Raw genomic sequence first — 20,844 nt, 5'->3', positions numbered from 1 at the left:
GACGAGGAACTCGCCATGACTGAACTGGCTACCCGCGATGCCGACGCGCCCGTCCTGGACGTGGCGGCGATCCGCGCGGACTTTCCGATCCTCGCTCGCCAGGTGCACGGCCGGCCGCTGGTCTATCTCGACAACGCGGCCACCAGCCAGACCCCGCGGCAGGTGATCGCGGCGTTCGACGACTACTACAGTCGCTACAACGCCAACATCCACCGCGGCCTGCACACCCTGGCGGACGAGGCCACCGCGGCCTTCGAGGGCACCCGGGAGACGGTGCGCGGCTTCCTGAACGCGGCCGAGCATCGCGAGATCATCTTCACCCGCGGCACCACCGAGGCGATCAACCTGGTGGCCAACAGCTGGGGCCGCGCCAACCTGAAGGCCGGCGACGAGGTGCTGATCTCGCGCCTGGAGCACCACTCCAATATCGTGCCCTGGCAGCTCCTGGCCGCCGAGCTCGGCTTCACCATCAAGGTGATCCCGGTGGACGAGCGCGGCGTGCTGGACCTCGACGCCTACCGGGGACTCTTCACCGAGCGCACCCGGCTGGTGGCGGTCAACCACGTCTCCAATGCCTTCGGCACCGTCAACCCGGTCAAGACGATGGCCGCCATCGCCCACGCCCAGGGCGCGCTGATCCTGGTGGATGGCGCCCAGGCCACCCCCCACCAGACGGTGGACGTGCGCGACATCGACGCCGACTTCTATGCCTTCTCCGGCCACAAGGTCTATGGCCCGACCGGGGTGGGCGTGCTCTACGGCAAGGCGGCGCTGCTCGAGGCGATGCCGCCCTGGCAGGGCGGCGGCGAGATGATCAGGACGGTCTCCTTCGAGGCCGGCACCACCTTCGCCGAGATCCCCCACAAGTTCGAGGCCGGCACCCCGGCCATCGCCGAGGTGATCGCCCTGGGCGTGGCGCTCCAGTGGGTGTCAGGCGTTGGCCTGGGCGCCATCGGGGCCTGGGAGAACCGTCTGCTCGAGCACGCTACCGCCGCGGTGTCACACATCGACGGACTGCGCATCCTGGGCACCGCCCCGGGCAAGGCGGGGGTGCTGTCGTTTGTGGTCGAGGGCGCCCACGCCCAGGACATCGGCCTGCTGATCGACCAGCTCGGCGTGGCGATCCGCACCGGCCACCACTGCGCCCAGCCGCTGCTGGCCCAGTTCGGCGTGGATGCCACCTGCCGGGCGTCGTTTGCCGCCTACAACACCTTGGACGAGATCGACACCTTCGCCGAGGCGCTGACCCGCGTCATCGGCATGGTGCGCTAAGGACGCCCATGAGCGAAATCGAGCAGATAGCCAGCCTCGAGAAGGGGCAGACCCTGCCGCTGCAGCGTGACGTGGAGGCGATCTCCATTCCCTTCGGCAAGACCGTCACCCTGGCCGAGGACAGCATCGTCAGCGTGATGCAGGCCAAGGGCAGCACGGTCAGCGTCGGCTTCGAGGGTCGCCTCTACCTGATCGAGGGCGCCAACCTCGACGCCCTGGGCCTGGAGGCCCTGCCGCGGCCGACCCTGGCCGAGGACGCCTCCGAGGAGGAGATCGAGCAGTTCGTCTGGGACCAGCTGCGTACCTGCTTCGACCCGGAGATCCCGGTCAACATCGTCGACCTGGGGCTGGTCTACGGCTGTCGCATCGAGCGGCTGATCAGCGGCGAGCGTATCGTCACCATCCGCATGACCCTGACCGCCCCCGGCTGCGGCATGGGGGATGTGATCGCCGCCGACGCGCGCAACAAGATCCTCGGTGCCCCGCAGATCAGCAAGGTGCATACCGAGATCGTCTTCGATCCGCCCTGGAGTCGTGAGATGATGAGCGAAGAGGCCCGGCTCGAACTCGGCATGTTCTGACGGCGGCCTGGCCACACGCCCGGGGAGGGCCATGAAGCGAACCGCCTGGAAGGCCCTGCGGGGGCTGCTGATGACCCTGGGGGCCGCCGCGCTGCTGGCGGCCCTGCTGTTCGTGGCAGCCAATCTCTGGGTGCTGGGCCGGACCCACTCGCGCATCGAGCACACCCTGCCGCTGTGCGGCGGCGAGCGGGTGGGGATCGTCTTCGGCACCTCCCACTGGACCCGCAGCGGCGTTCGCAATCCCTACTTCGATGCGCGCATGAGCGCCTCGGCCCGGCTGCTGCGCCTGGGCCGCGTCGATCACCTGCTGCTCTCCGGCGACAACCGTACCCGCTTCTACAACGAGCCCGTGACCATGTGGCGCGACCTGCGCGGTCGCCAGGTGGCCGATGCCGACCTGACGCTGGACTACGCCGGCTTCAGCACCTTCGACACCCTGGCCCGGGCTCGGGAGGTGTTCGGCGTCGAGCAGGCGCTGCTGATCACCCAGGCCTGGCACCTGCCCCGGGCGCTGTTCATCGCCGATGCGCTGGGGCTGGAGGTCACCGGCTGCGCGGTGCCATCGCCCTCGCGCAAGGTCAGCGGAGAGTGGCGGCTGCAGGCACGGGAGTGGGTGGCGCGGGTGGCCACCCTGGGGGATCTCTATGTGTGGGGACGCGAGCCCTACTTCCTGGGGCCGCTGGAGCCGCTGGAGATTGCCCCGCGCTCCTGGGAAGCCTGGCTGTTCACTGCCGACGGCGAGGCTCCCGCGGAAGACGATGGCATCACCGGCGAGGGCGGCTGACGGGGAGGGGCGAAAAGTGAAGGGCCCTGAAAGTGAGGGGCCCTGAAGGTGCGGTGAAGCTGAGGCGCCGGGCTCAGCGCCGGCGCGGCTTTTGCTGGGCGTAGAGCTCGCGGATTAGTGCGCGGCAGCCCTTCCAGCACTCCTCGATCACCGGCTCGATGGCATCGGGCAGGGGATGGGTATAGAGGGTCGAGAGGGCCTGCATCAGCACCCGCTCCTGCTCGAGGAGCTCGCCGATCACCACCTGGCTCTCGTTGCCGACGAAGCTCTTCAGCCGGCTCCACAGCCACATGTAGTCGTCGCGCTCCACGTCGGCATCGCGGGGCAGCATGTTGAGATGCTTGCGTGACAGCTCCTGAAGCTCGCGCATCGACCGGCTCCTGGCCTCGTAGTGAGGCTTCAGGGTGTCACGCAGGGCTGGGCGCAGGCGCTCCAGATTGTCCTGGAAATAGTCGATGCTGTCGGCCAGCGCCTCCAGGGCGCTGTCCATCGCCACCTGGCGATTGTCGAGAAACATGAGCGGTCACCTCCTCCGGTGACGCAGATTGTGGCCGGGGAAACACTGTTTTACTACCCCCGGGAAGGAATAAATATCCCCCTATTGGGCCTGGCCGGCGGCGTTCTGGCAATTACCCCTTGGGTTTAGGCGGTGCCTTGCGGTTGGGGGCGGCATTCTTCTCGATATGCTCGATGATCAGGCCGGCGATGTCCTTGCCGGTGGCGGTCTCGATGCCCTGCAGGCCGGGGGAGGAGTTGACCTCCATGATCACCGGGCCGTGGTTGGAGCGCAGCAGGTCCACGCCTGCCACCCGCAGGCCCATGGCCTTGGCGGCGCGGATCGCCGTGGAGCGCTCCTCCGGCGTGATGCGGATCACGCTGGCGGTGCCGCCGCGGTGCAGGTTGGAGCGGAACTCCCCCTCGGCGGCCTGGCGCTTCATGGCCGCCACCACCTTGTCGCCGATCACGAAGCAGCGGATATCGGCGCCGCGGGCCTCCTTGATGTACTCCTGTACCATGATGTTGGCCTTCATGCCCATGAAGGCCTGGATCACGCTCTCGGCGGCCTGGTTGGTCTCCGCCAGCACCACGCCGATGCCCTGGGTGCCCTCCAGCAGCTTGATGACCAGCGGTGCCCCCTTGACCATGGTGATCAGATCGGGGATGTCGTCGGGCGAGTGGGCGAAGCCGGTGATCGGCAGGCCCAGCCCCTTGCGGGAGAGCAGCTGCAGTGAGCGCAGCTTGTCCCGGGAGCGGGTGATGGCCACCGAGTCGTTGATCACGTAGGTGCCCATCATCTCGAACTGGCGCAGCACGGCGCAGCCGTAGAAGGTCACCGAGGCACCGATGCGCGGGATCACCGCGTCGAAGGGCTCGAGCTCCTCGCCCTTGAGGTGGATCGAGGGATGGTGGGCGGCGATGCTCATGTAGCAGCGCAGGGTATCCACCACCCGGATGCTGTGGCCCCGCTGTTCGGCGGCTTCCACCAGGCGGCGGGTGGAGTAGAGATTGCGGTTGCGTGACAGCAGCGCGATATGCATCGAGGGGCTCCAGTGGCCGGGGGTCGGGGTGGCGTTCGCTTCAGGGTTCGCCGTGGAGGAAGGCGGCGCCGGGCGCCACCAGCAGACGGCGCAGGGCGCGGCGGCCCAGCAGCATGGGGTGGCGCATGTTGCGGCGGTCGGTCAGGGTCAGCTCCACCGGGAACTCCAGCTCGCCCAGGCGCATGCTGGTGCGGATCACATAGCGCCACTCCTCCTGGCCGTTGGAGCTGCGTACCTTGCGGCGGTCATGCAGGTGCATGCGGAACACGTGGGGCGGCGTGTGCGGGCCGCCGCTGCGCGTCGTGAAGCTGACCCACAGGTGGCCGTCCTCCTCGAAGGATTCGATATCCTCGGCGTGCAGCGCCGAGGTGCGCGCGCCGGTGTCGGCCTTGGCGCACAGGGTCAGGTGCATCTCCGGCAGTTCCACCATCTCACGACGGCCGATCACCGCCTTGGGGGTGTAGGGCAGTTCTCTCATGCTCATGGGAATCCTTGCAGGCCTGTCAGCGGGTCAGGGCGGCCAGCCGGCGGCCGATCGGGCTCTCCGGGGCGGCCTCGCGCAGGGTCATCAGCACCGGCAGCCGCAGCCGCGGCACCAGCGCGAGGTCGCGGGCCACGCTCATGAAGTCGGCGGCCTCACAGTTGGCCAGTCGTCCGAGGAAGCTGGGCAGCCGCTCGCCATCCTCCAGGTGGCGCCAGCCGCGCCCGGCCATGGCCGCCAGCAGGTCGGGGCCGCAGGCGTCGTCATCGGCCAGCAGCTCGTCGTACCAGGCGCCGGCCAGCTCGCTCTCGGCGCCGGCCACGGCGCGCACGCAGGCGGAGAACGCTTCGATGTCGCCGGCCCGTGCCGCCGCCTCGCCGCAGTCGCGCAGTGCCCGGGCAAGGCCAGCCCCGATGGCCACATGCTCCAGACAGTAGCACAGCGAGGTGAGCACTTCGTGGGGCAGCTCGGGCAGTCGGGTGGCCAGCCGGGCCTGCTCATCGGCGTCCATGCGCACGACGAAGTCCGCCAGTCCCTGCAGGCCCAGGGCCTGCCAGTCGATGGGCTGCTGGCCGCTCAGGTAGGCCTCCACCGGCTCCAGATGCTGGCTGGCCGGCAGGTCCAGGTCGAGGCTGGCACGGGCATGCAGCAGGGCCTGAAAGGGCAGCGAGGGCGTGAAGGCGAGCGGGTTGTCCTTCATCAGGTTGTCCACTGCCTCGCCGTCCTCGCGCCCGACGCTTTGCACGCTGCGCCCCAGGGTCTCCAGCAGGCGCTGCAGGAAGGCGTCGCGGGGCGCCGGCACCAGCTGGCCCTGTTCGTCCAGGGGCAGGGCGAGGAACCAGATGACCGGCTCGGGCATGTCACCCAGGCGGAACACCAGGCCGAGACGCGCCTGGCCCTGCCAGGGGGCCGGCCAGGCCTGCTCGCCCGCCTCGAAGGCCGCCAGGGTCGCCATCTCGCAGGGCTCGACGCGTCTGCCCAGATGGTAGAGCCGTACCGCGGCGCCGCTGCGCACGAAGAAGTCATGTAAGGTGTTGATGGGCTGCATGCTCTCTCCCGTCGTCGAACCGTGCACTCTACCTTGGTCGTGCCTTGCTGTCAGCAGCTTCGGGGCGGCCGGGAGGGGGTGGCTGGTCAATTCTTGAACGATGCGCGGCGAGGCCCGTGAGACGTGGCCCCTGGACGCCTTTCCAGAGTTTATCCACAGCCCCGTTCAGGAAAACTGTGAACTGTGCACAACGCTGCCCGAGACGCCGTCGCGCTGTGCACAACCCCGGGGATTGCGCCCGGCGATGAGCGTGCGGTGGGGTGGTCGGGGAGGGAGCCGGTGGGGATAATGGTGGCTCATGCACCAGAGGACGTCACCATGAGTGTTCATCAGGAGCTGGCGGCGGCCCTGCGCGAGCTGGAAGCCACCATGCGCGCCACCGACCAGTGGCGAATGGCCCGACCAGACCCCATCGCTTTCGAGAGCGTCGAGCCCTTCTGTGCCGACACCATGTCGCTGCCCCAGTGGCTGCGCTTCGTCTTCATCGTGCGCCTGGAGGCGCTGGTGGAGGCGCGGGCACCGATGCCGGCGAAGTGCGAGGTAGCCCCCGCCGTGGAGGCGTGGCTGGCCCAGTCCGGGGTCAGCGGGGTCGAGGGGCGGATGCTGATCCAGGCCGTGGCGTCGGTCGACCGGCTGGTCACCGAGAACTGAGGCCGTGGTGGCCTGTGGCCTTGCGGCTGCCACAGGCACCCGATGACACGCCGTAGCACGCCGGCCCTCCCGGGCCGGCGGGTCTACTCGGCCGTCGCCAGCAGGCTGGCGTTGCCGCCCGCGGCGGTGGTGTCGATGCACAGGTGGCGCTCCACCACATAGCGTTCCGGGGCGATGGTCTGGGTCTCCAGTGGTACGATGGCCCCGTCGCGCTCAGCCAGGGCCATGCGAAGCTCGCGGGTCCAGTCGCTGGCACCGGCCGCGGCCACGGCCGCAATGCCGCTGACCTGGCTCAGCGTCTCGGCCTCGAGGCGGCCATCGAGGCCGACCACGGGCGCCCCGGCATCGACCAGCGGCTGCACGGCCTGGGCCGCCCCCGGGGCGACGAGCACCGCCGCACAGCCCGCGCCCAGCGCCTGGGCCGCCTGGGCGATGGCGATCTCCAGGGTCGGCCCCAGGCAGAGCACCGGGCCCTTCGGATAGAACGAAAGCCGGTTGCTCTCTCCCGTCGGCCCCGGCAGGGTCTGCGGGGTCAGGTCCAGGGCCGCGGTCTCGGCCAGCGCCTTGCGGATCACACCACGCTTCCCCGACAGCGTGCGGCGCAGTACCTCGACCCGATCGGGACGCGCCGCCCAGTTGCGGGCGTCCAGGGCATCCAGGGCCGACTGCAGATCACCGAGGGACACGGCATTTCCCGTCGGTGCCTCGTGCTGCTCCGCGGCGGCGGTGCGGCGGAAGCGGGCCACATAGAGCGGGCCGCCGGCCTTGGGCCCGGTGCCCGAGAGGCCCTCGCCACCGAAGGGCTGGGAACCGACGATGGCACCGATCTGGTTGCGGTTCACGTAGATGTTGCCCACATGGAGCCGTTCGACGATCTGCTGGACCCGGTCGTCGATCCGGGTATGCAGGCCGAAGGTCAGCCCGTACCCCCGGTCGTTGATCGCGTCGACCACCTTGTCGAGGTCGCGGGCCTTGAAGGTGGCCACGTGCAGCACCGGGCCGAAGATCTCGCGTTCGAGCTCCTCGATGCCCCCGACCTCGACCACCGCCGGGGTGACGAAGGTGCCGACATCCGGCACGGGCAGCGTCTTGATCACCTTGCCGGCCTTCGCCTGGGCCGCCACATAGGCGCCGATCTCGGCCTGGGCCTCGGCGTCGATCACCGGCGAGACGTCGGTGTCGGTGTTCCAGGGGTCGCCGATGGTGAGCGCGTCCATGGCGCCGTCGAGCATGTCGAGCAGGCGCTGGCGCGCCTCCTCCTGGACGTAGAGCATCCTGAGCGCCGAGCAGCGCTGGCCGGCCGACTGGAAGGAGGAGATCAGGATGTCGCGCACCGCCTGCTCGGTGAGCGCCGTGGAGTCGACGATCATCGCATTGAGCCCGCCGGTCTCGGCGATCAGCACCGCATCCGGCCCGGCATTCCGGGCCAGGGCCTGGTGGATGATCTGCGCCACCGGGGTCGAGCCGGTGAAGCAGACCCCGGCGATGCGCGGATCGCTGGTCAAGGGTCCGCCCACCGTCGGCCCGTCGCCGGGCAGCAGCTGCAGGGCCGCCTCGGGCAGGCCGGCCTCGCGCATCAGCTCGACGGCGCGGGCGGCGATCAGCGGCGTCTGCTCGGCGGGCTTGGCGAGCACGGCGTTGCCGGCGGCCAGGGCCGCGGCGATCTGGCCGGTGAAGATGGCCAGCGGGAAGTTCCAGGGGCTGATGCAGACGAAGATGCCGCGGGCGCTGCCGGGCGCCTCCGCCTCGAGTCGCTCGCCCTCATTGGCGTAGTAGCGCAGGAAGTCCACCGCCTCGCGCACCTCGGCGATGCCGTCGAACATCATCTTGCCCGCCTCGCGGGTGGTGATCACGGTCAGCTCGGCGATGTGCTCTTCATAAAGGTCGGCGGTGCGGCGCAGCACCTCGGCACGCTCGGCCGCCGGCCGCGCCGACCAGTCAGCGAAACCGGCCTCGGCGGCGTCGAGGGCGGCCGACACCTCCTCCGGGGTTGCCTCATGCACCCGGCCCACCACCCGGGAGGTGTCGGCAGGGGAGACCACATCGCGAGCCTCCCCCCGGGGTGCTGGGCTGCCCGCCAGCATGGGGCCGGCGGTCCAGGTGGCGTCGGCGAAGCCCTCACGCGCCTCGAGCAGCGGCAGGATCGAGGCGGGTTCGTTGATCCGGTAGCCCTTGGAATTCCTGCGCTCGGGAGCGAAGAGCTCGCCGGGCTGGCGGATCAGCGGGCTCGAGATGGCGTCCCCCAGCTGCTGCATCCCGGCCACCGGGTCCTTCGAGACCTGGTTCGGCGGAATCGAGGCGTCCACCACCTGGTTCACGAAGGAGGAGTTGGCGCCGTTCTCCAGCAGGCGGCGCACCAGGTAGGCCAGCAGGTCGCGGTGCGCACCCACCGGGGCGTAGATGCGGCAGTGGGTGCCCTCCGCCTGCTTGACGATCTGGTGCAGCGACTCGCCCATGCCGTGCAGGCGCTGGAACTCGTAGCTCTCCTTGTCGTCTCCCGCCATGGCGACCACGGCGGCACAGGTATGGGCGTTGTGGGTCGCGAACTGGGGGTAGATGCGGTCGCGCCGGTCGAGCAGCAGCTGGGCGCAGGCCATGTAGCTGACGTCGGTGTTGACCTTGCGGGTGAAGACCGGGAAGGTCTCGACCCCCATCTCCTGGGAGAGCTTGATCTCGGTATCCCAGTAGGCCCCCTTAACCAGCCGCACCATGATCCGGCGGTCGAACCGTTCGGCGAGGTCGTAGAGCGCCTCGATCACCGGTCCGGCGCGGCGCCCATAGGCCTGCACCACGACGCCGAAGCCGTCCCAGCCATCCAGGCAAGGATCGGCCATCAGCGCCTCGATGATATCGAGGGAAAGATCCAGCCGGTCCTGCTCCTCGGCGTCGATGTTGAAGCCGATATTGGCCTTGGCCGCCTGCCGTACCAGCTCCAGGGCGCGGGGCAGGAGCTCGGTCATCACCGTGTCGCGGTGGGTGTACTCATAGCGCGGATGCAGCGCCGAGAGCTTCACCGAGATGCCGGGGCTGCCGCGCACGTCGCCCTTGGCCTGCTTGGCGATGGCGGTGATCGCCTTGGCGTAGGCCGCGTGGTAGCGCCTGGCATCCTCGTCGGTGCGGGCTGCCTCGCCCAGCATGTCGTAGGAGTAGGTGTAGCCCTGCTTCTCGAGCTCGCGGGCATTCTTCATGCCCTCCTCGATGGTCTGGCCGAGCACGAACTGGCGCCCGAGGATCTTCATCGACTGGCCCACCGCGGTGCGCACTACCGGCTCGCCCATGCGGCGGACCAGGCCGCGCAGCGCCCGCACCGGCCCCTTGGGGTCGTCGTCCAGCACCTTGCCGGTCAGCATTAGCGCCCAGGTCGAGGCGTTGACCATCGAGGAGGAGGACTTGCCCAGGTGGGCGCCCCAGTCGGAGGGCTCGATCTTGTCGTGGATCAGGTCGTCGATGGTCTCCGCATCGGGCACGCGCAGCAGCGCCTCGGCCAGGCACATGAGCCCCACGCCCTCGGCGGTGGAGAGGCCGTATTCGGCCAGGAACGCCTCCATCATCGAGGGCTTCTTCTCCTTGCGCACGCGCTCCACATATCCGGCGCCGGCGTCGGCCACTCGCCGCCGCTCCTCCTCCGACAGCCGCAGCTGTCCGACGAGCCCATTGAGCACCGTAGCCTCATCGGCGGAATAGTGGGCGCGGATACGTGCACGAGCCTCGCTCACGGCGCCCTGGGGGTGAAGGTCTGCCTTGTTCATGCTCTGACTCCCTGGGGTTGTGACACTCCGCGTTGAGATGACAGCTGAAAGGGCTCCCGCAGGACCCCTTTCATTGCGCCGGGCGTGTCAGGTGCCCTTCTAGCGATGGATGTGCTGATACTCGCCGGCATCGGCGGTGAGGCTGCTCACCACCACGATGGCCACCATGGAGGCGATGAAGCCGGGAATGATCTCGTAGATGCCGGGCCCGCCCATGAAGGAGCCGCTCCAGCCGAGCGAGATCCAGATCATGACGGTGGCGGCACCCACCACCATGCCGGCAATGGCACCGGCACCGTTGGTGCGCGGCCACATCAACGACAGGATGATCAGCGGGCCAAAGGCGGCACCGAAGCCGGCCCAGGCGTTGCTGACCAGGCCCAGCACCTGGGAGTCCTCGTCGGAGGCGATGACGACCGCCACCAGGCCGACGATCACCACGCAGGCCCGGCCGATGGCCACGAGCTCCTTCTCGCTGGCCTCCTTGCGCAGGAACAGGCGATAGAAGTCCTCGGTCAGCGAGGAGGAGGACACCAGCAGCTGACTGGAGATGGTGCTCATGATCGCGGCCAGCAGCGCCGCGTAGAGGAAGCCGGTGATCAGCGGGTGGAACAGCAGGTTCGCCAGGATGATGAAGATGGTCTCCGGATCCTGGACATCCAGGCCGTTTCGCACCGCGTAGGCGCGGCCGAAGATGCCGAGCGAGATGGCGCCGATCAGGGAGATCGCCATCCAGCTCATGCCGATGTTGCGGGCGACGGGCACGTCCTTGAGAGAGCGGATGGCCATGAAGCGCACGATGATGTGTGGCTGCCCGAAATAGCCAAGCCCCCAGGCCACCGCCGAGAGCCAGCCGATGAAGGTCAGTCCCGCCGTCCAGGACAGCAGGGTGGGGTCGACGCTATTGAGGGTCTCGGACGCCTGGGAGAAACCGCCGCCGCCTTCCCCGAAGAGCACCACCGTCGGCATCAGCACCAGCGCCAGCATCATGATGCAGCCCTGCACGAAGTCGGTCAGGCTCACGGCCAGGAAGCCGCCCACTACCGTATAGACAAGCACCACGCCCAGCGTGATCACCACCCCCATGGCGTAATCGCTCATGCCACCGAAGTTGTAGATGCCCGAGAACGCGCTTTCGAACAGCTTGCCGCCGGCCACCAGGCCGGAGGCCGTGTAGACCGCGAAGAAGATGACGATGACGATGGCGGATACCGTCCGCAGCGGCAGCGCCCGGGTCGGGAAGCGATTCGCCAGGAACTCCGGGATGGTAATGGCGTTGCCGTAGTGAACCGTCTGCTCACGCAGGCGCGGTGCGACCAGGGTCCAGTTGAAGAACGCGCCCACGAGCAGGCCGATGCCGATCCAGGCCGAGCCCAGGCCGGAAACGAACAGCGCCCCGGGCAAACCCAGCAGCAGCCAGCCGCTCATGTCCGAGGCACCGGCCGACAGGGCCGCCACCTGAGGGCTGAGGGCTCGTCCACCCAGCATGTAGTCTTCGGACGAGGATGTGGATTTGCGCATGGCATAGATGCCGATGGCGATCATGAGCGCAAAGTAGCCAAACAGGCTGATCCAGACTCCAGTAGCCATGAAACGTCTCCAGTTCAGTGGGCCGAAGCTGACTCCGGCTGGATAACGCATCTACCGTTCGGGGTCCGGTAGCAGCGCGGGGTTCTTGTTGTCACTGCGCTTCTTGTCGGCATCACAAGACGCTGTTGCCTGTCATGCCGGGGCCTGCTCAACGTCATTTGAATAGCGTAGCAGCCAAGCCGGATCACTCTGGCTCCAGCTGGGTGGAAAGTGGCGTGCCGTCGAGGGGGCGGCCAACGGGCGGCACGTACCGGTCAGGGAGGATGGGGCCTTTCGGCATGACGCCGCTGGGGCGGTCCGGCGGGCAGCGCTCGACATGTCGAGCCCCCTTCAGGAAAAGGAAATGTAGCGTTAATACTAGTCCGTATCGCGACGAGTCAGCATTTCACGCTGTGTGAACGCACTTAAGGGCTCGGTGGAGCGGTGGTGATGGCGGGAGGATTTCGCCCCTGCCAACGCAACGAGGCCCGCCAGTGGCGGGCCTCGTCGTGGCGCGAAGGGAGGATCAGAAGCGGTAGCTGATGCCGCCCATCACCACCCAAGGGTCGATCTCTACCTTGCCGATCGGAGTACCATCCAGGCTGGCGTCAGTGTCGATATCGATATACCAGGCGGCGGCGTTGAGCGCCCAGTTGTCGTTGATCAGCAGGTCCACGCCCACCTGGCCGGCGGCGCCCCAGGAGCTGTCGAGGTTCAGGTCGCCAAGTGCGCTCTTCTCGCTGGAGAAGCGGGTGTAGTTGACGCCCACGCCCACATAGGGCTGCACCAGGGCCGCGGTGCCGCCCAGCGGGTAGTACTGCACGGTCAGGGTTGGCGGCAGATGCTTGGTGGACGCCAGGTTCTGGCCACCCAGGTTGATGTCATGCTCGAAGGGCAGGGCCGCCAGCAGTTCGACGCCGACGTTGTCGTGGAAGCGGTAGCCCAGGGTAAAGGCAAAATTGGTGTCGTCCTGAACGTCAACAGCAACAGTGTCGTTGACTACTGCACCGTTATCACTCTTCGGCGCTACCTTGGCCACGCCCAGGCGGGTAAAGAAGTCGCCGGCGCCGTAGGCCAGGGCCTGGGTGCTGGTGGTGAAGGCGGCAGCGGCCAGGCCGGCGGCCAGCAGGGTGGGGAGGGTCTTGCGCATGGAGGCGACTCCTTGTTGATGCTGTTGGGCATTGACAGATGGCAGTGCTTGGCCTGCCAGGGGATGTCGCCAGTGTAATCAGTCCGCCTGGAGGCGTTCTTGATCCAGGGCAAGAGTTGTTCGGTACAACTTTCCGACCCCCAGACGGCAAGACGCCGGGCCAGGGCCCGGCGTCTTGGGTCAGCGGCGCCTTCGTCAGGCGATCAGAAGCGCAGGGTCACGCCGCCGCCAATGGTCATCGGGTCCACCTTGGCGGTGCCGATGCGCTCGCCGTCCACGGAGAGGCGCGAGTCCACGTCGGCATAGTTGGCGAAGCCGTTGAGCATCAGGTTATCGGTGATGGCGAGATCCACGCCCACCTGGCCCACGGCGCCGTAGCTGCGGCGGGCATCCACGCCCTCCGGCTCGCCGGAGAAGCGGGTGTAGTTGAGGCCGGCGCCCACGTAGGGCTGCACGCGGGAGTCCAGGCCGCCCAGCGGGTAGTAGTTGACCAGCAGGTTGACCGGCATCCGGTCGATGGTCCCAGTATCGCCACCGGCGCTGATGGTGTGCTCGATCTTCTCGGAGCTGTTGAGCTCCACGCCGATGTTGTCGTGGAACAGGTAGCCGGCGCCGAAGGTGAAGCCGGTCTCGCCGCTGCTGACGCCGTCGAGCACGCCGTTGTCGGAGCGGGTGTCGGACTTGGCGAAGCCGCCGCGCACGAAGGTGTCGCCGGCGCTGTAGGCCAGGGCGGCCTGGCTGGCGAAGGCGCAGCTGGCGGCGATGGCGGCGGCGGTGATCAGTCGAGTGGTACGCATGTCAGGATCCTCCTGTTGCTTCACGCAAGAGCCTAGCCGGAACGCCCGGTGGCTTGTGACGAAGGTATTATAGGAAACGGTGTTTCCAAATGTCCCGTCACGAGTGGTCAAGAATTGTGAAAGTTCTTATCACCGCGGGTCGAGCGAGAAGGGGGAAGGTCGGACGCGAAGGCGCCGGGCAGGTGCCCGGCGCCGTGGCAGAAGTTAGGTAGGAATCAGAAGCGGTAGGTGATGCCGCCACCGATGGTCATGGGATCGATCTTGGCTTCGCCGATCTTGTCGCCGTCGAGCCGCACGTCCGCCGAGACGTCGGCGTAGCTCACGAAGCCGTTGAGCATCAGGCCCTGGGCCACGGCGAGATCCACGCCCAGCTGGCCGATGGCACCATAGCTTCGGCGCACGTCTATCGGCAGAGGGGTATCCTCGCCGGAGAAGCGGGTGTAGTTGAGGCCGGCGCCCACGTAGGGCTGCACGCGGGAGTCCATGCCGCCCATGGGGTAGTAGTTGACCAGCAGATTGATCGGCATCCGATCGACGCTGCCGATATCGCCCAGAGCTTCCAGGTTAAGACTGTGCTCGACCTTTTCCTGGCCGCTGAGCTCGATGCCGAGGTTATCGGTAAAGAGATACCCGACGCCGTAGTAGAGGCCTCGCTCATCGGAGACATCCAGGCGCAGGTTGTCGGCCGTTAGGTTGCCATTGTTGGACTTGACGTCGGTCTGGGCGATGCCGCCGCGCACAAAGATATCGCCCGCCTGGTAGGCCAGGGCCGCCTGGCTGGCGACGAGGCCCCCGGCGGAGAGCAGGGCGGCAGTGAGAAGGAAGTGCTTGTTCATCAGGGGATCCTCGCATCGATCATGGGCGTCACAGGCCCGAGGGGTTTTTCTTGTACATTCTGACTATAGAAAAACATTTGGTAGAAGTCTTGTAAAGATTTTGGATGGCCGTGATAGACCCTGATGGGCGGCATCACGGGAGATTTCGGCGGTGGCGGCGGGGCACAGGAGCGGGCCTTGCTGTACAAGATTTTTCGCGCTGCGGAATCGACGGTTCGCGCTCCGGGCGGAAATCGTCTTGACTTGAGGGAGGACAAGGAGAAGCCAGGGGGAAGACCCATGCGGATTGCCCAGCGCCTGAGTCGCGCGAGGTGGGAGCCCGAAATCTCGCTGCTGGTCGCGGCGTTCCTGGCGGTGTGGCTGCTGCTGGAGCCGGCACTGCTCCAGGGGCTGCCCACGGCGCTGCGGCTGCCGGCCATCCTGCTCGGGCTGTGGGCCCTGGGCGCCGCCTTCCTGCGCCCGCTGGCGCTGCAGGCCCCGCGTCGCCGGGGTCATCGGCTGCTGTCGCCGCCCTGGAGCCAGGTGGCGCTTGCGCTGTTTGCCCTGCTGCTCGTGGGAAGAGCGCTGCTGGCCTGAGTCTCTCCCCCTGCCACTGCTCCCTGGCCACGCCGGAATGCAGAAAGCCGCCCCGTGGGGCGGCTTTCCGGTTCAGGGTGGCAGGGGCCAGGCCCCCGGCACTCAGGCCTGATCGAAGGTGTCGAAGTCGGCGGTGATGGCGTCCGTCGGCTCCTCGGTGGCCAGGCTCGCCACCACGATGGCGATATAGGCGAAGATCACCCCGGGCACGATCTCGTAGAGGTCGAAGATCCCGCCGGAGAGCTCGGCCCACACCACCACGGTGATGCCGCCCACCACGATGCCGGCCAGGGCGCCCCACTTGTTCATGCGGCGCCAGTAGAGCGACATGATCAGCGCCGGGCCGAAGGCGGCACCGAAGCCGGCCCAGGCGTAGGCGACCAGGTCCAGCACGGTGGCATCGGGGTTGAGCGCCAGCAGGTAGGCCAGCACGGCGATGCCGATCACCGCGAAGCGGCCCACCCACACCAGCTCGGACTGCGAGGCCTCCTTGCGGAAGATCGCCTTGTAGAAGTCGTCGGTCAGCGCCGAGGAGGAGACCAGCAGCTGGGAGTCGGCGGTGGACATGATGGCGGCCAGGATGGCGGCCAGCAGGATACCGGCGATCACCGGATGGAAGATCAGGTTGACCATCACCATGAACACCGTCTCGCCGTCGGCCAGGTCGCGCTGCACGAAGCCCACGCCGAGCAGGCCCACGGCGATGGAGCTGACCAGCGCGATGGCGGTCCAGCTCACCGCGATGCGGCGGGCGGCGGGGATGTCACGGTCGCTGCGGATGGCGGCGAAGCGGGCCAGGATATGGGGCTGGCCGAAGTAGCCGAGGCCCCAGGCCAGGGAGCTGACGATGCCGATGACGGAGAGTGCCTCGCCGGTGGAGGCGTCGCGGAACCAGGCCAGCATGTACTCGCTCTCGGCGGCCAGGGCCGCGCCGGCGCCGCTCGCCCCGCCGAGATCGCTGAAGGCGATGATCGGCACGATGGCCAGCGCCGCCGCCATCATCAGGCCCTGGATCAGGTCGGTCCAGGAGACCGCCAGGAAGCCACCGATGAAGGTGTACATGATGATGGTCAGGGTGCCGATGGTGACGGCGATGCGGTAGTCGAAGCCGAACACGGTCTCGAACAGCCGGCCGCCGGCCACCAGGCCCGAGCTGGTGTAGAAGAGGAAGAACATCAGGATGAAGATCGCCGAGATCACCCGCAGCAGGTGCGACTTGTCCTGGAAGCGGTTGGCGAAGTACTCCGGCAGGGTCAGGGCGTCACTGACCTTGAAGCTGTAGAGGCGCAGGCGGCGCGCCACGATCAGCCAGTTGAGCCAGGTGCCGATCAGCAGGCCCACGGCGATCCAGCTGGCCGAGATGCCGCTGACGTAGGCCGCGCCGGGCAGGCCGAGCAGCAGCCAGCCGGACATGTCCGAGGCGCCGGCGGAGATCGCCGAGGTCCAGGGGCCGAGCGAGCGGCCGCCGAGGATATAGTCGGAGAGGTTGGTGGTGCGCTTGTAGGCGACGATGCCGATGCCGAGCATCAGTGCCAGGTACACCACGAAGGTGAAGCCGATGGCCATGTTGTTCTGAACCATTAGGGGGTTCCTTCAGTTTATTGTCGTTACAGACGAGCGGGGCTCACTCGTCTCCCAGCGCAAGCAGTGACGCGTTGCCGCCCAGCGCGGCGGTGTTGACGGTCACCGTCTTTTCCGTGGCGAAGCGCAGCAGGTAGTGCGGCCCGCCGGCCTTGGGTCCGGTCCCGGAGAGGCCCTGGCCGCCGAAGGGCTGAACGCCCACGACGGCGCCGATGATATTGCGGTTGACGTACACATTGCCAACGCGAATCTTCTGCGCTATTTCATCGGCGAAGGACTCATTGCGGCTATGAACGCCGAAGGTCAGTCCATAACCCCGCCCGTTGATCGACTCGATCACCCGGTCGATCTCGCTGGCCCGGTAGCGCACAATGTGCAGTATCGGGCCGAACTGTTCCCGCTCCAGCGCCTCGATGCCGTCGATCTCGAAGGCCACCGGGGCGACGAAGGTGCCGTCGCCGGTGAGCCGCGGGTCGAGGCGGGTCTCGGCGACCAGGCGTCCCTCGGCCTTGAGCCTCTCGATATGGGCCCCGAGGCCGCGGCGAGCGTCCTCGTCGATCACTGGGCCGACGTCGGTGCCCAAGTCGCGGGGGTCGGCCACGCGCAGTTCATTCATGGCGCCCTCGAGGATCGTGATGACCCGGTCGGCCACGTCCTCCTGGAGGTAGAGTACGCGCAGCGCCGAGCAGCGCTGGCCGGCGCTCTGGAAGGCGGACTGGATGACATCGGCGACCACCTGCTCCGGCAGGGCGGTGGAGTCGACGATCATGGCGTTCATGCCGCCGGTCTCGGCGATCAGGGTGGGCAGGGCGGCTCCCTCGCGGGCGGCCAGGGCGCGGTTGATGATCTGTGCCGTATCGGTGCCGCCGGTGAAGACCACGCCGGTGATGCGCGGATCGCTGGTCAGCACGCTGCCCACGGTGGGCCCATCGCCGGGCAACAGCTGGACCACGTCGCGGGGCATGCCGGCCTCGTAAAGCAGCTCAATCACCCGGTGGGCGACGATGGAGGTCTGCTCGGCGGGCTTGGCCAGCACGGTGTTGCCGGCCACGGCGGCGGCCACCACCTGGCCGCAGAAGATCGCCACCGGGAAGTTCCAGGGGCTGATCGCCGCAAAGACGCCCTTGCCGGCGAGCATCAGCTGGTTGGATTCGCCGGTGGGGCCGGGCAGGGCGATAGGCTGGCCGAACAGCTCCTCCGCTTTCATGGCGTAGTAGCGGCAGAAGTCCACCGCCTCCTTGATCTCGTCGACGCCATCGGTGAGCAGCTTGCCCCCCTCCCGGGAGCAGAGCGTCATCAGCTCGGCCATATGGGCCTCCATCAGGTCGCCGAGGCGGCGGACGATGGCGGCGCGCTCGGCCACCGGGGTGCTCTCCCAGCGCGGGAAGGCAGCCCAGGCGGCATCCACGGCGCGGGCGGCCTGCTCGGCGCTGGTCCACTGCACAATCCCGACCCGCTTGCGGCGGTCGTAGGGGCTTGCGACCGCGTGCTGGCTGGCCGGGTCATCGGCCACCTCGAAGGCCAGCAGCGGCCCGACCCGGTGCTCCTTCTCCATGCTGGCGGCCATCTCGTCCATCAGCGGCTGGTACTGGCTGCGCACGTTGAGGTTCACGCCGCGGGAGTTGGGGCGGCCGGGGCCGAAGATGTCACGCGGCAGGGGAATGCGCGGGTTGGCGTAGGTGGGGTACTGGCGCAGGGTCTCGGCCGGGTGCACGCAGAGCGACGCCACCGGCACGTCGGGGTCCACCAGCTGGTGCACAAACGACGAGTTGGCGCCGTTCTCGAGCAGTCGGCGGACCAGGTAGGGGAGCAGGTCCTTGTGGGCGCCCACGGGCGCATAGATGCGGCAGTAGGTGCCCTTGGGCGCGCGGGTCAGGGCGGCGTCGTAGAGCGCCTCGCCCATGCCGTGCAGGCGCTGGAACTCGAACGGGCGGGAGGCGTCGTTGGCCAGCTCCAGGATGGTGCTGATGGTATGGGCGTTGTGGGTGGCGAACTGCGGGAAGATGCGACCGCGGGTGGCATCCGAGAGCAGGAAGCGCGCACACACCAGGTAGGCCACGTCGGTGCTGGCCTTGCGGGTGTAGACCGGGTAGCCGTCGACGCCGAGCTGCTGGGACTCCTTGATCTCGCTGTCCCAGTAGGCGCCCTTGACCAGGCGCAGGGGGATCTCGTCACCCTGCTGGTCGGCCAGCCGGTTGAGGTAGTGGAGCACCGGCAGGGCGCGCTTGGAGTAGGCCTGTACCACCAGCCCGAAGTGGCCCCAGCCCTTGCCGATGTCGCTCTCGTAGACGGCACGGAACACTTCCAGGGAGATCTCCAGGCGGTCGACCTCCTCGGCGTCGATGGTCAGGGCCACGTCGCGCTCGCGGGCCATGGCGCCGAGCTTCTTTACGCTGTCGACCAGCTCGTGCAGCACCTGCTCGCGGCGACCGAACTCGTAGCGCGGGTGCAGGGCCGAGAGCTTGATGGAGACCGAGGGCGCCGGCGTCTTCGCGGAGAGCGCCTTGCTGGTCTTGCCCACCCGCTCGATGGCGCGGGCATAGTCGTCGAAGTACTTGGCCGCGTCGCTGCGGGTGCGTGCCGCCTCGCCGAGCATGTCGTAGGAGTAGGTGTAGCCCTTGTCGAACAGCGGCCGGGAGCGCTTGAGCGCCTCGTCGATATCGCGGCCCAGCACGAACTGCTTGCCCATCACCTTCATGGCCTCGCGCATGGCGCGCCGGATCACCGGCTCACCCAGGCGGTTGACCAGCCTGTTGATGAAGCTGGCCGGCCGGCCATCCTTCGGGTGGTCCAGGTTGATCACCCGGCCGGTCATCAGCAGGCCCCAGGTGGAGGCGTTGACGAACCAGGAGTCGCTCTGGCCGAGGTGGGACTTCCAGTCGGCGGGGCCGAGCTTGTCCTCGATCAGCGCATCGGCGGTGGCCGTGTCGGGAATGCGCAGCATGGCCTCGGCCAGGCACATCAGCATCAGCCCCTCGTGGGTGTCGAGGCTGTACTGCTGGAGCAGCTCGTCGATGGAGTCCACGGCGGTATCCATCTCGCGGACCTCGCGGACCAGCTCGCCGGTCTTGTCGGCAATACGCTGGAAGTCGCGGGAGTCGGCGTCCAGCGCCTTGATCAGCTCGGCCACGAAGGCCTCCTCGTCGACCACGTAATGGTCGCTGATGCGAGCGAAGAGGGTGTCGAGGTCCTGCTGCCAGGTGGCGTTGTCCAGCATCTTGTTGGAATCGAGCATGAAAGGTTCCCTGGTGATGTCGTCAGGCGGTAGGGAGCCGCAGGTACGGCCATGCCCAAGAGGGTAGGAGCGTGCCTGCGGCGCCGCTTGCGGATTCCGCGGAAGAACGTGCCGATTCCGCGGTTTCTGGCGCCTGTCTGTTCAGGGTGTTAGACGTTGGTCTAATTATGTGCTGGGGAGATCGTCCGCGGCGGGAGACGTCTCATCGAAGCGAGGGGGTGCGCTGACCTTTGAGCCGACCGGGGTGTCGCAGGCGGCTGGGGGGCTGGCCGAAGGCTTCTCGGCAGGCGTGGGAGAGGGCGCTCTGGCTGGCGAAGCCGGTCCGGGCGGCGACCTCGGAAAGCGGCAGGTCGCTTGCCGTGAGCAGATGCCGTGCGGCTTCCAGGCGGCGAGTGCGCACGTACTGCCAGGGCGTCACGCCGGCCTGTTCGCGAAAGCAGAGGCGGAAGTGAGCCTCGCTGAGACAGGCCACCCGGGCCAGGTCGGCGACGCTGAGGGGGCTTGCCAGATGGCGCTCGATGAAGCGGTCGAGGCGGGCCAGGTCGAGCCGGCGGCCGCGGGGTGGAGCGGGGGCATCGGGCAGGCGGTCGTTCAGGCAGCCGAGCAGGGTGGCCGCCAGGCGCTCCTGCTGTGGCTCGCTTTCCCCGGCGACATCGAGTTCCAGCAGCAGGAAATCCAGGTAGCGCTTGAGCGGTTCATCCAGGGCGAAGAAGCGCGGTGCGTCGAACAACCGCGACAGCTCGTGGTGAATGCCGATGAGGCAATGGGCTTCGTCCGGCAGGTCGAGAATCAGCTGGCGGTTCTGGCCGGTGCCAGCGTAGTAGTGCACGTGATTGGCGGGGACGATGCAGCCGGAGAAGGCTGAGATGGCACCGCCCAGCCCTTCGATCTCGAACTCTGCTTGCCCCTCCAGGCCGATCACGATCTGGTGAAAGTCGTGGGCGTGATGGCGTGTGGCGGTATCGAGGGGGATCTGGCGGATGGCACTCGACATGT

Annotated in this window: 17 protein-coding genes; 5 read left to right on the top strand and 12 right to left on the bottom strand. The window is 67.9% G+C overall.

Annotation, left to right across the window (positions count from 1 at the left end; translation table 11 throughout):
• Positions 1–15: 15 nt before the first annotated feature.
• Genes D1793_RS01610 through D1793_RS01600 form a run of 3 tightly spaced genes read left to right on the top strand, consistent with a single transcriptional unit; the run spans position 16 to position 2,637 of the window.
• Positions 16–1,272 carry a cysteine desulfurase gene (locus D1793_RS01610; protein ID WP_119020587.1) on the top strand — a complete coding sequence of 419 codons (1,257 nt, stop codon included), beginning with the start codon at positions 16–18 and terminating at the stop codon, positions 1,270–1,272.
• Between the two features lie 8 nt (positions 1,273–1,280).
• Positions 1,281–1,853, top strand: coding sequence for a putative Fe-S cluster assembly protein SufT (gene sufT, locus D1793_RS01605; RefSeq protein ID WP_110070474.1), 573 nt, complete (start codon positions 1,281–1,283; stop codon positions 1,851–1,853).
• Between the two features lie 31 nt (positions 1,854–1,884).
• On the top strand, positions 1,885–2,637 hold the full coding sequence (locus D1793_RS01600) for an ElyC/SanA/YdcF family protein (RefSeq protein ID WP_240407752.1): 753 nt from the start codon (positions 1,885–1,887) through the stop codon (positions 2,635–2,637).
• A gap of 73 nt (positions 2,638–2,710) precedes the next feature.
• On the opposite strand, the gene D1793_RS01595 is transcribed toward D1793_RS01600, so the two are convergent.
• The 4 genes from D1793_RS01595 to D1793_RS01580 form a co-directional block, all read right to left on the bottom strand.
• Positions 2,711–3,154: a hypothetical protein gene (locus D1793_RS01595; protein WP_110070475.1), complete on the bottom strand. Its 444-nt coding sequence runs from the start codon at positions 3,152–3,154 to the stop codon at positions 2,711–2,713.
• A gap of 112 nt (positions 3,155–3,266) precedes the next feature.
• On the bottom strand, positions 3,267–4,175 hold the full coding sequence (rimK, locus tag D1793_RS01590; protein ID WP_110070476.1) for a 30S ribosomal protein S6--L-glutamate ligase: 909 nt from the start codon (positions 4,173–4,175) through the stop codon (positions 3,267–3,269).
• A 40-nt stretch (positions 4,176–4,215) separates the two neighbouring features.
• Complete coding sequence (locus tag D1793_RS01585) at positions 4,216–4,653, bottom strand: RimK/LysX family protein (RefSeq protein WP_119023533.1); 438 nt, start codon at positions 4,651–4,653, stop codon at positions 4,216–4,218.
• Between the two features lie 25 nt (positions 4,654–4,678).
• Positions 4,679–5,704, bottom strand: coding sequence for a DUF3549 family protein (locus D1793_RS01580; RefSeq protein WP_119020586.1), 1,026 nt, complete (start codon positions 5,702–5,704; stop codon positions 4,679–4,681).
• Positions 5,705–6,022: 318 nt separating this feature from the next.
• On the opposite strand from D1793_RS01580, the gene D1793_RS01575 reads away from it, so the two are divergent.
• A complete protein-coding gene (locus D1793_RS01575; RefSeq protein WP_119020585.1) occupies positions 6,023–6,355 on the top strand; it encodes a YqcC family protein in 333 nt (110 codons plus the stop codon).
• Positions 6,356–6,438: 83 nt separating this feature from the next.
• Here the strand turns inward: D1793_RS01575 and putA (D1793_RS01570) are convergent, their stop codons facing one another.
• The 5 genes from putA (D1793_RS01570) to D1793_RS01550 all read right to left on the bottom strand — a co-directional run bounded on the left by putA (D1793_RS01570) (position 6,439) and on the right by D1793_RS01550 (position 14,456).
• The gene (gene putA / locus D1793_RS01570) at positions 6,439–10,104 is read right to left on the bottom strand and encodes a bifunctional proline dehydrogenase/L-glutamate gamma-semialdehyde dehydrogenase PutA (protein WP_119020584.1); all 3,666 of its coding nucleotides are present in this window, start codon (positions 10,102–10,104) and stop codon (positions 6,439–6,441) included.
• A 99-nt stretch (positions 10,105–10,203) separates the two neighbouring features.
• Positions 10,204–11,694 carry a sodium/proline symporter PutP gene (gene putP, locus D1793_RS01565; protein WP_119020583.1) on the bottom strand — a complete coding sequence of 497 codons (1,491 nt, stop codon included), beginning with the start codon at positions 11,692–11,694 and terminating at the stop codon, positions 10,204–10,206.
• Positions 11,695–12,199: 505 nt separating this feature from the next.
• The gene (locus D1793_RS01560; protein WP_119020582.1) at positions 12,200–12,823 is read right to left on the bottom strand and encodes an OmpW family outer membrane protein; all 624 of its coding nucleotides are present in this window, start codon (positions 12,821–12,823) and stop codon (positions 12,200–12,202) included.
• A gap of 203 nt (positions 12,824–13,026) precedes the next feature.
• Positions 13,027–13,620 carry an OmpW family outer membrane protein gene (locus D1793_RS01555; RefSeq protein WP_119020581.1) on the bottom strand — a complete coding sequence of 198 codons (594 nt, stop codon included), beginning with the start codon at positions 13,618–13,620 and terminating at the stop codon, positions 13,027–13,029.
• Positions 13,621–13,835: 215 nt separating this feature from the next.
• Positions 13,836–14,456, bottom strand: a complete 621-nt coding sequence (locus D1793_RS01550) for an OmpW family outer membrane protein (RefSeq protein WP_119020580.1) — start codon at positions 14,454–14,456, stop codon at positions 13,836–13,838.
• Between the two features lie 279 nt (positions 14,457–14,735).
• Between D1793_RS01550 and D1793_RS01545 the strand changes: the two genes are divergently transcribed.
• Positions 14,736–15,032 carry a hypothetical protein gene (locus tag D1793_RS01545; protein WP_119020579.1) on the top strand — a complete coding sequence of 99 codons (297 nt, stop codon included), beginning with the start codon at positions 14,736–14,738 and terminating at the stop codon, positions 15,030–15,032.
• 102 nt (positions 15,033–15,134) lie between these two features.
• Here D1793_RS01545 and putP (D1793_RS01540) read toward each other — a convergent pair whose 3' ends face one another.
• From putP (D1793_RS01540) to D1793_RS01530, 3 genes are all read right to left on the bottom strand, one after another.
• A complete protein-coding gene (putP, locus tag D1793_RS01540; RefSeq protein ID WP_119020578.1) occupies positions 15,135–16,613 on the bottom strand; it encodes a sodium/proline symporter PutP in 1,479 nt (492 codons plus the stop codon).
• Positions 16,614–16,656: 43 nt separating this feature from the next.
• Positions 16,657–19,848, bottom strand: coding sequence for a bifunctional proline dehydrogenase/L-glutamate gamma-semialdehyde dehydrogenase PutA (gene putA, locus D1793_RS01535; RefSeq protein ID WP_119020577.1), 3,192 nt, complete (start codon positions 19,846–19,848; stop codon positions 16,657–16,659).
• Positions 19,849–20,050: 202 nt separating this feature from the next.
• Positions 20,051–20,842, bottom strand: a complete 792-nt coding sequence (locus D1793_RS01530; protein ID WP_119020576.1) for an AraC family transcriptional regulator — start codon at positions 20,840–20,842, stop codon at positions 20,051–20,053.
• Between the last annotated feature and the right edge of the window lie 2 nt (positions 20,843–20,844).

The organism is Halomonas sp. JS92-SW72 (genome assembly GCF_003547075.1).
Lineage (GTDB): Bacteria > Pseudomonadota > Gammaproteobacteria > Pseudomonadales > Halomonadaceae > Halomonas > Halomonas alkalicola.
The sequence above is the reverse complement of the archived record's forward strand: the minus strand, read 5'-3'. Positions and strand labels throughout refer to the sequence as shown.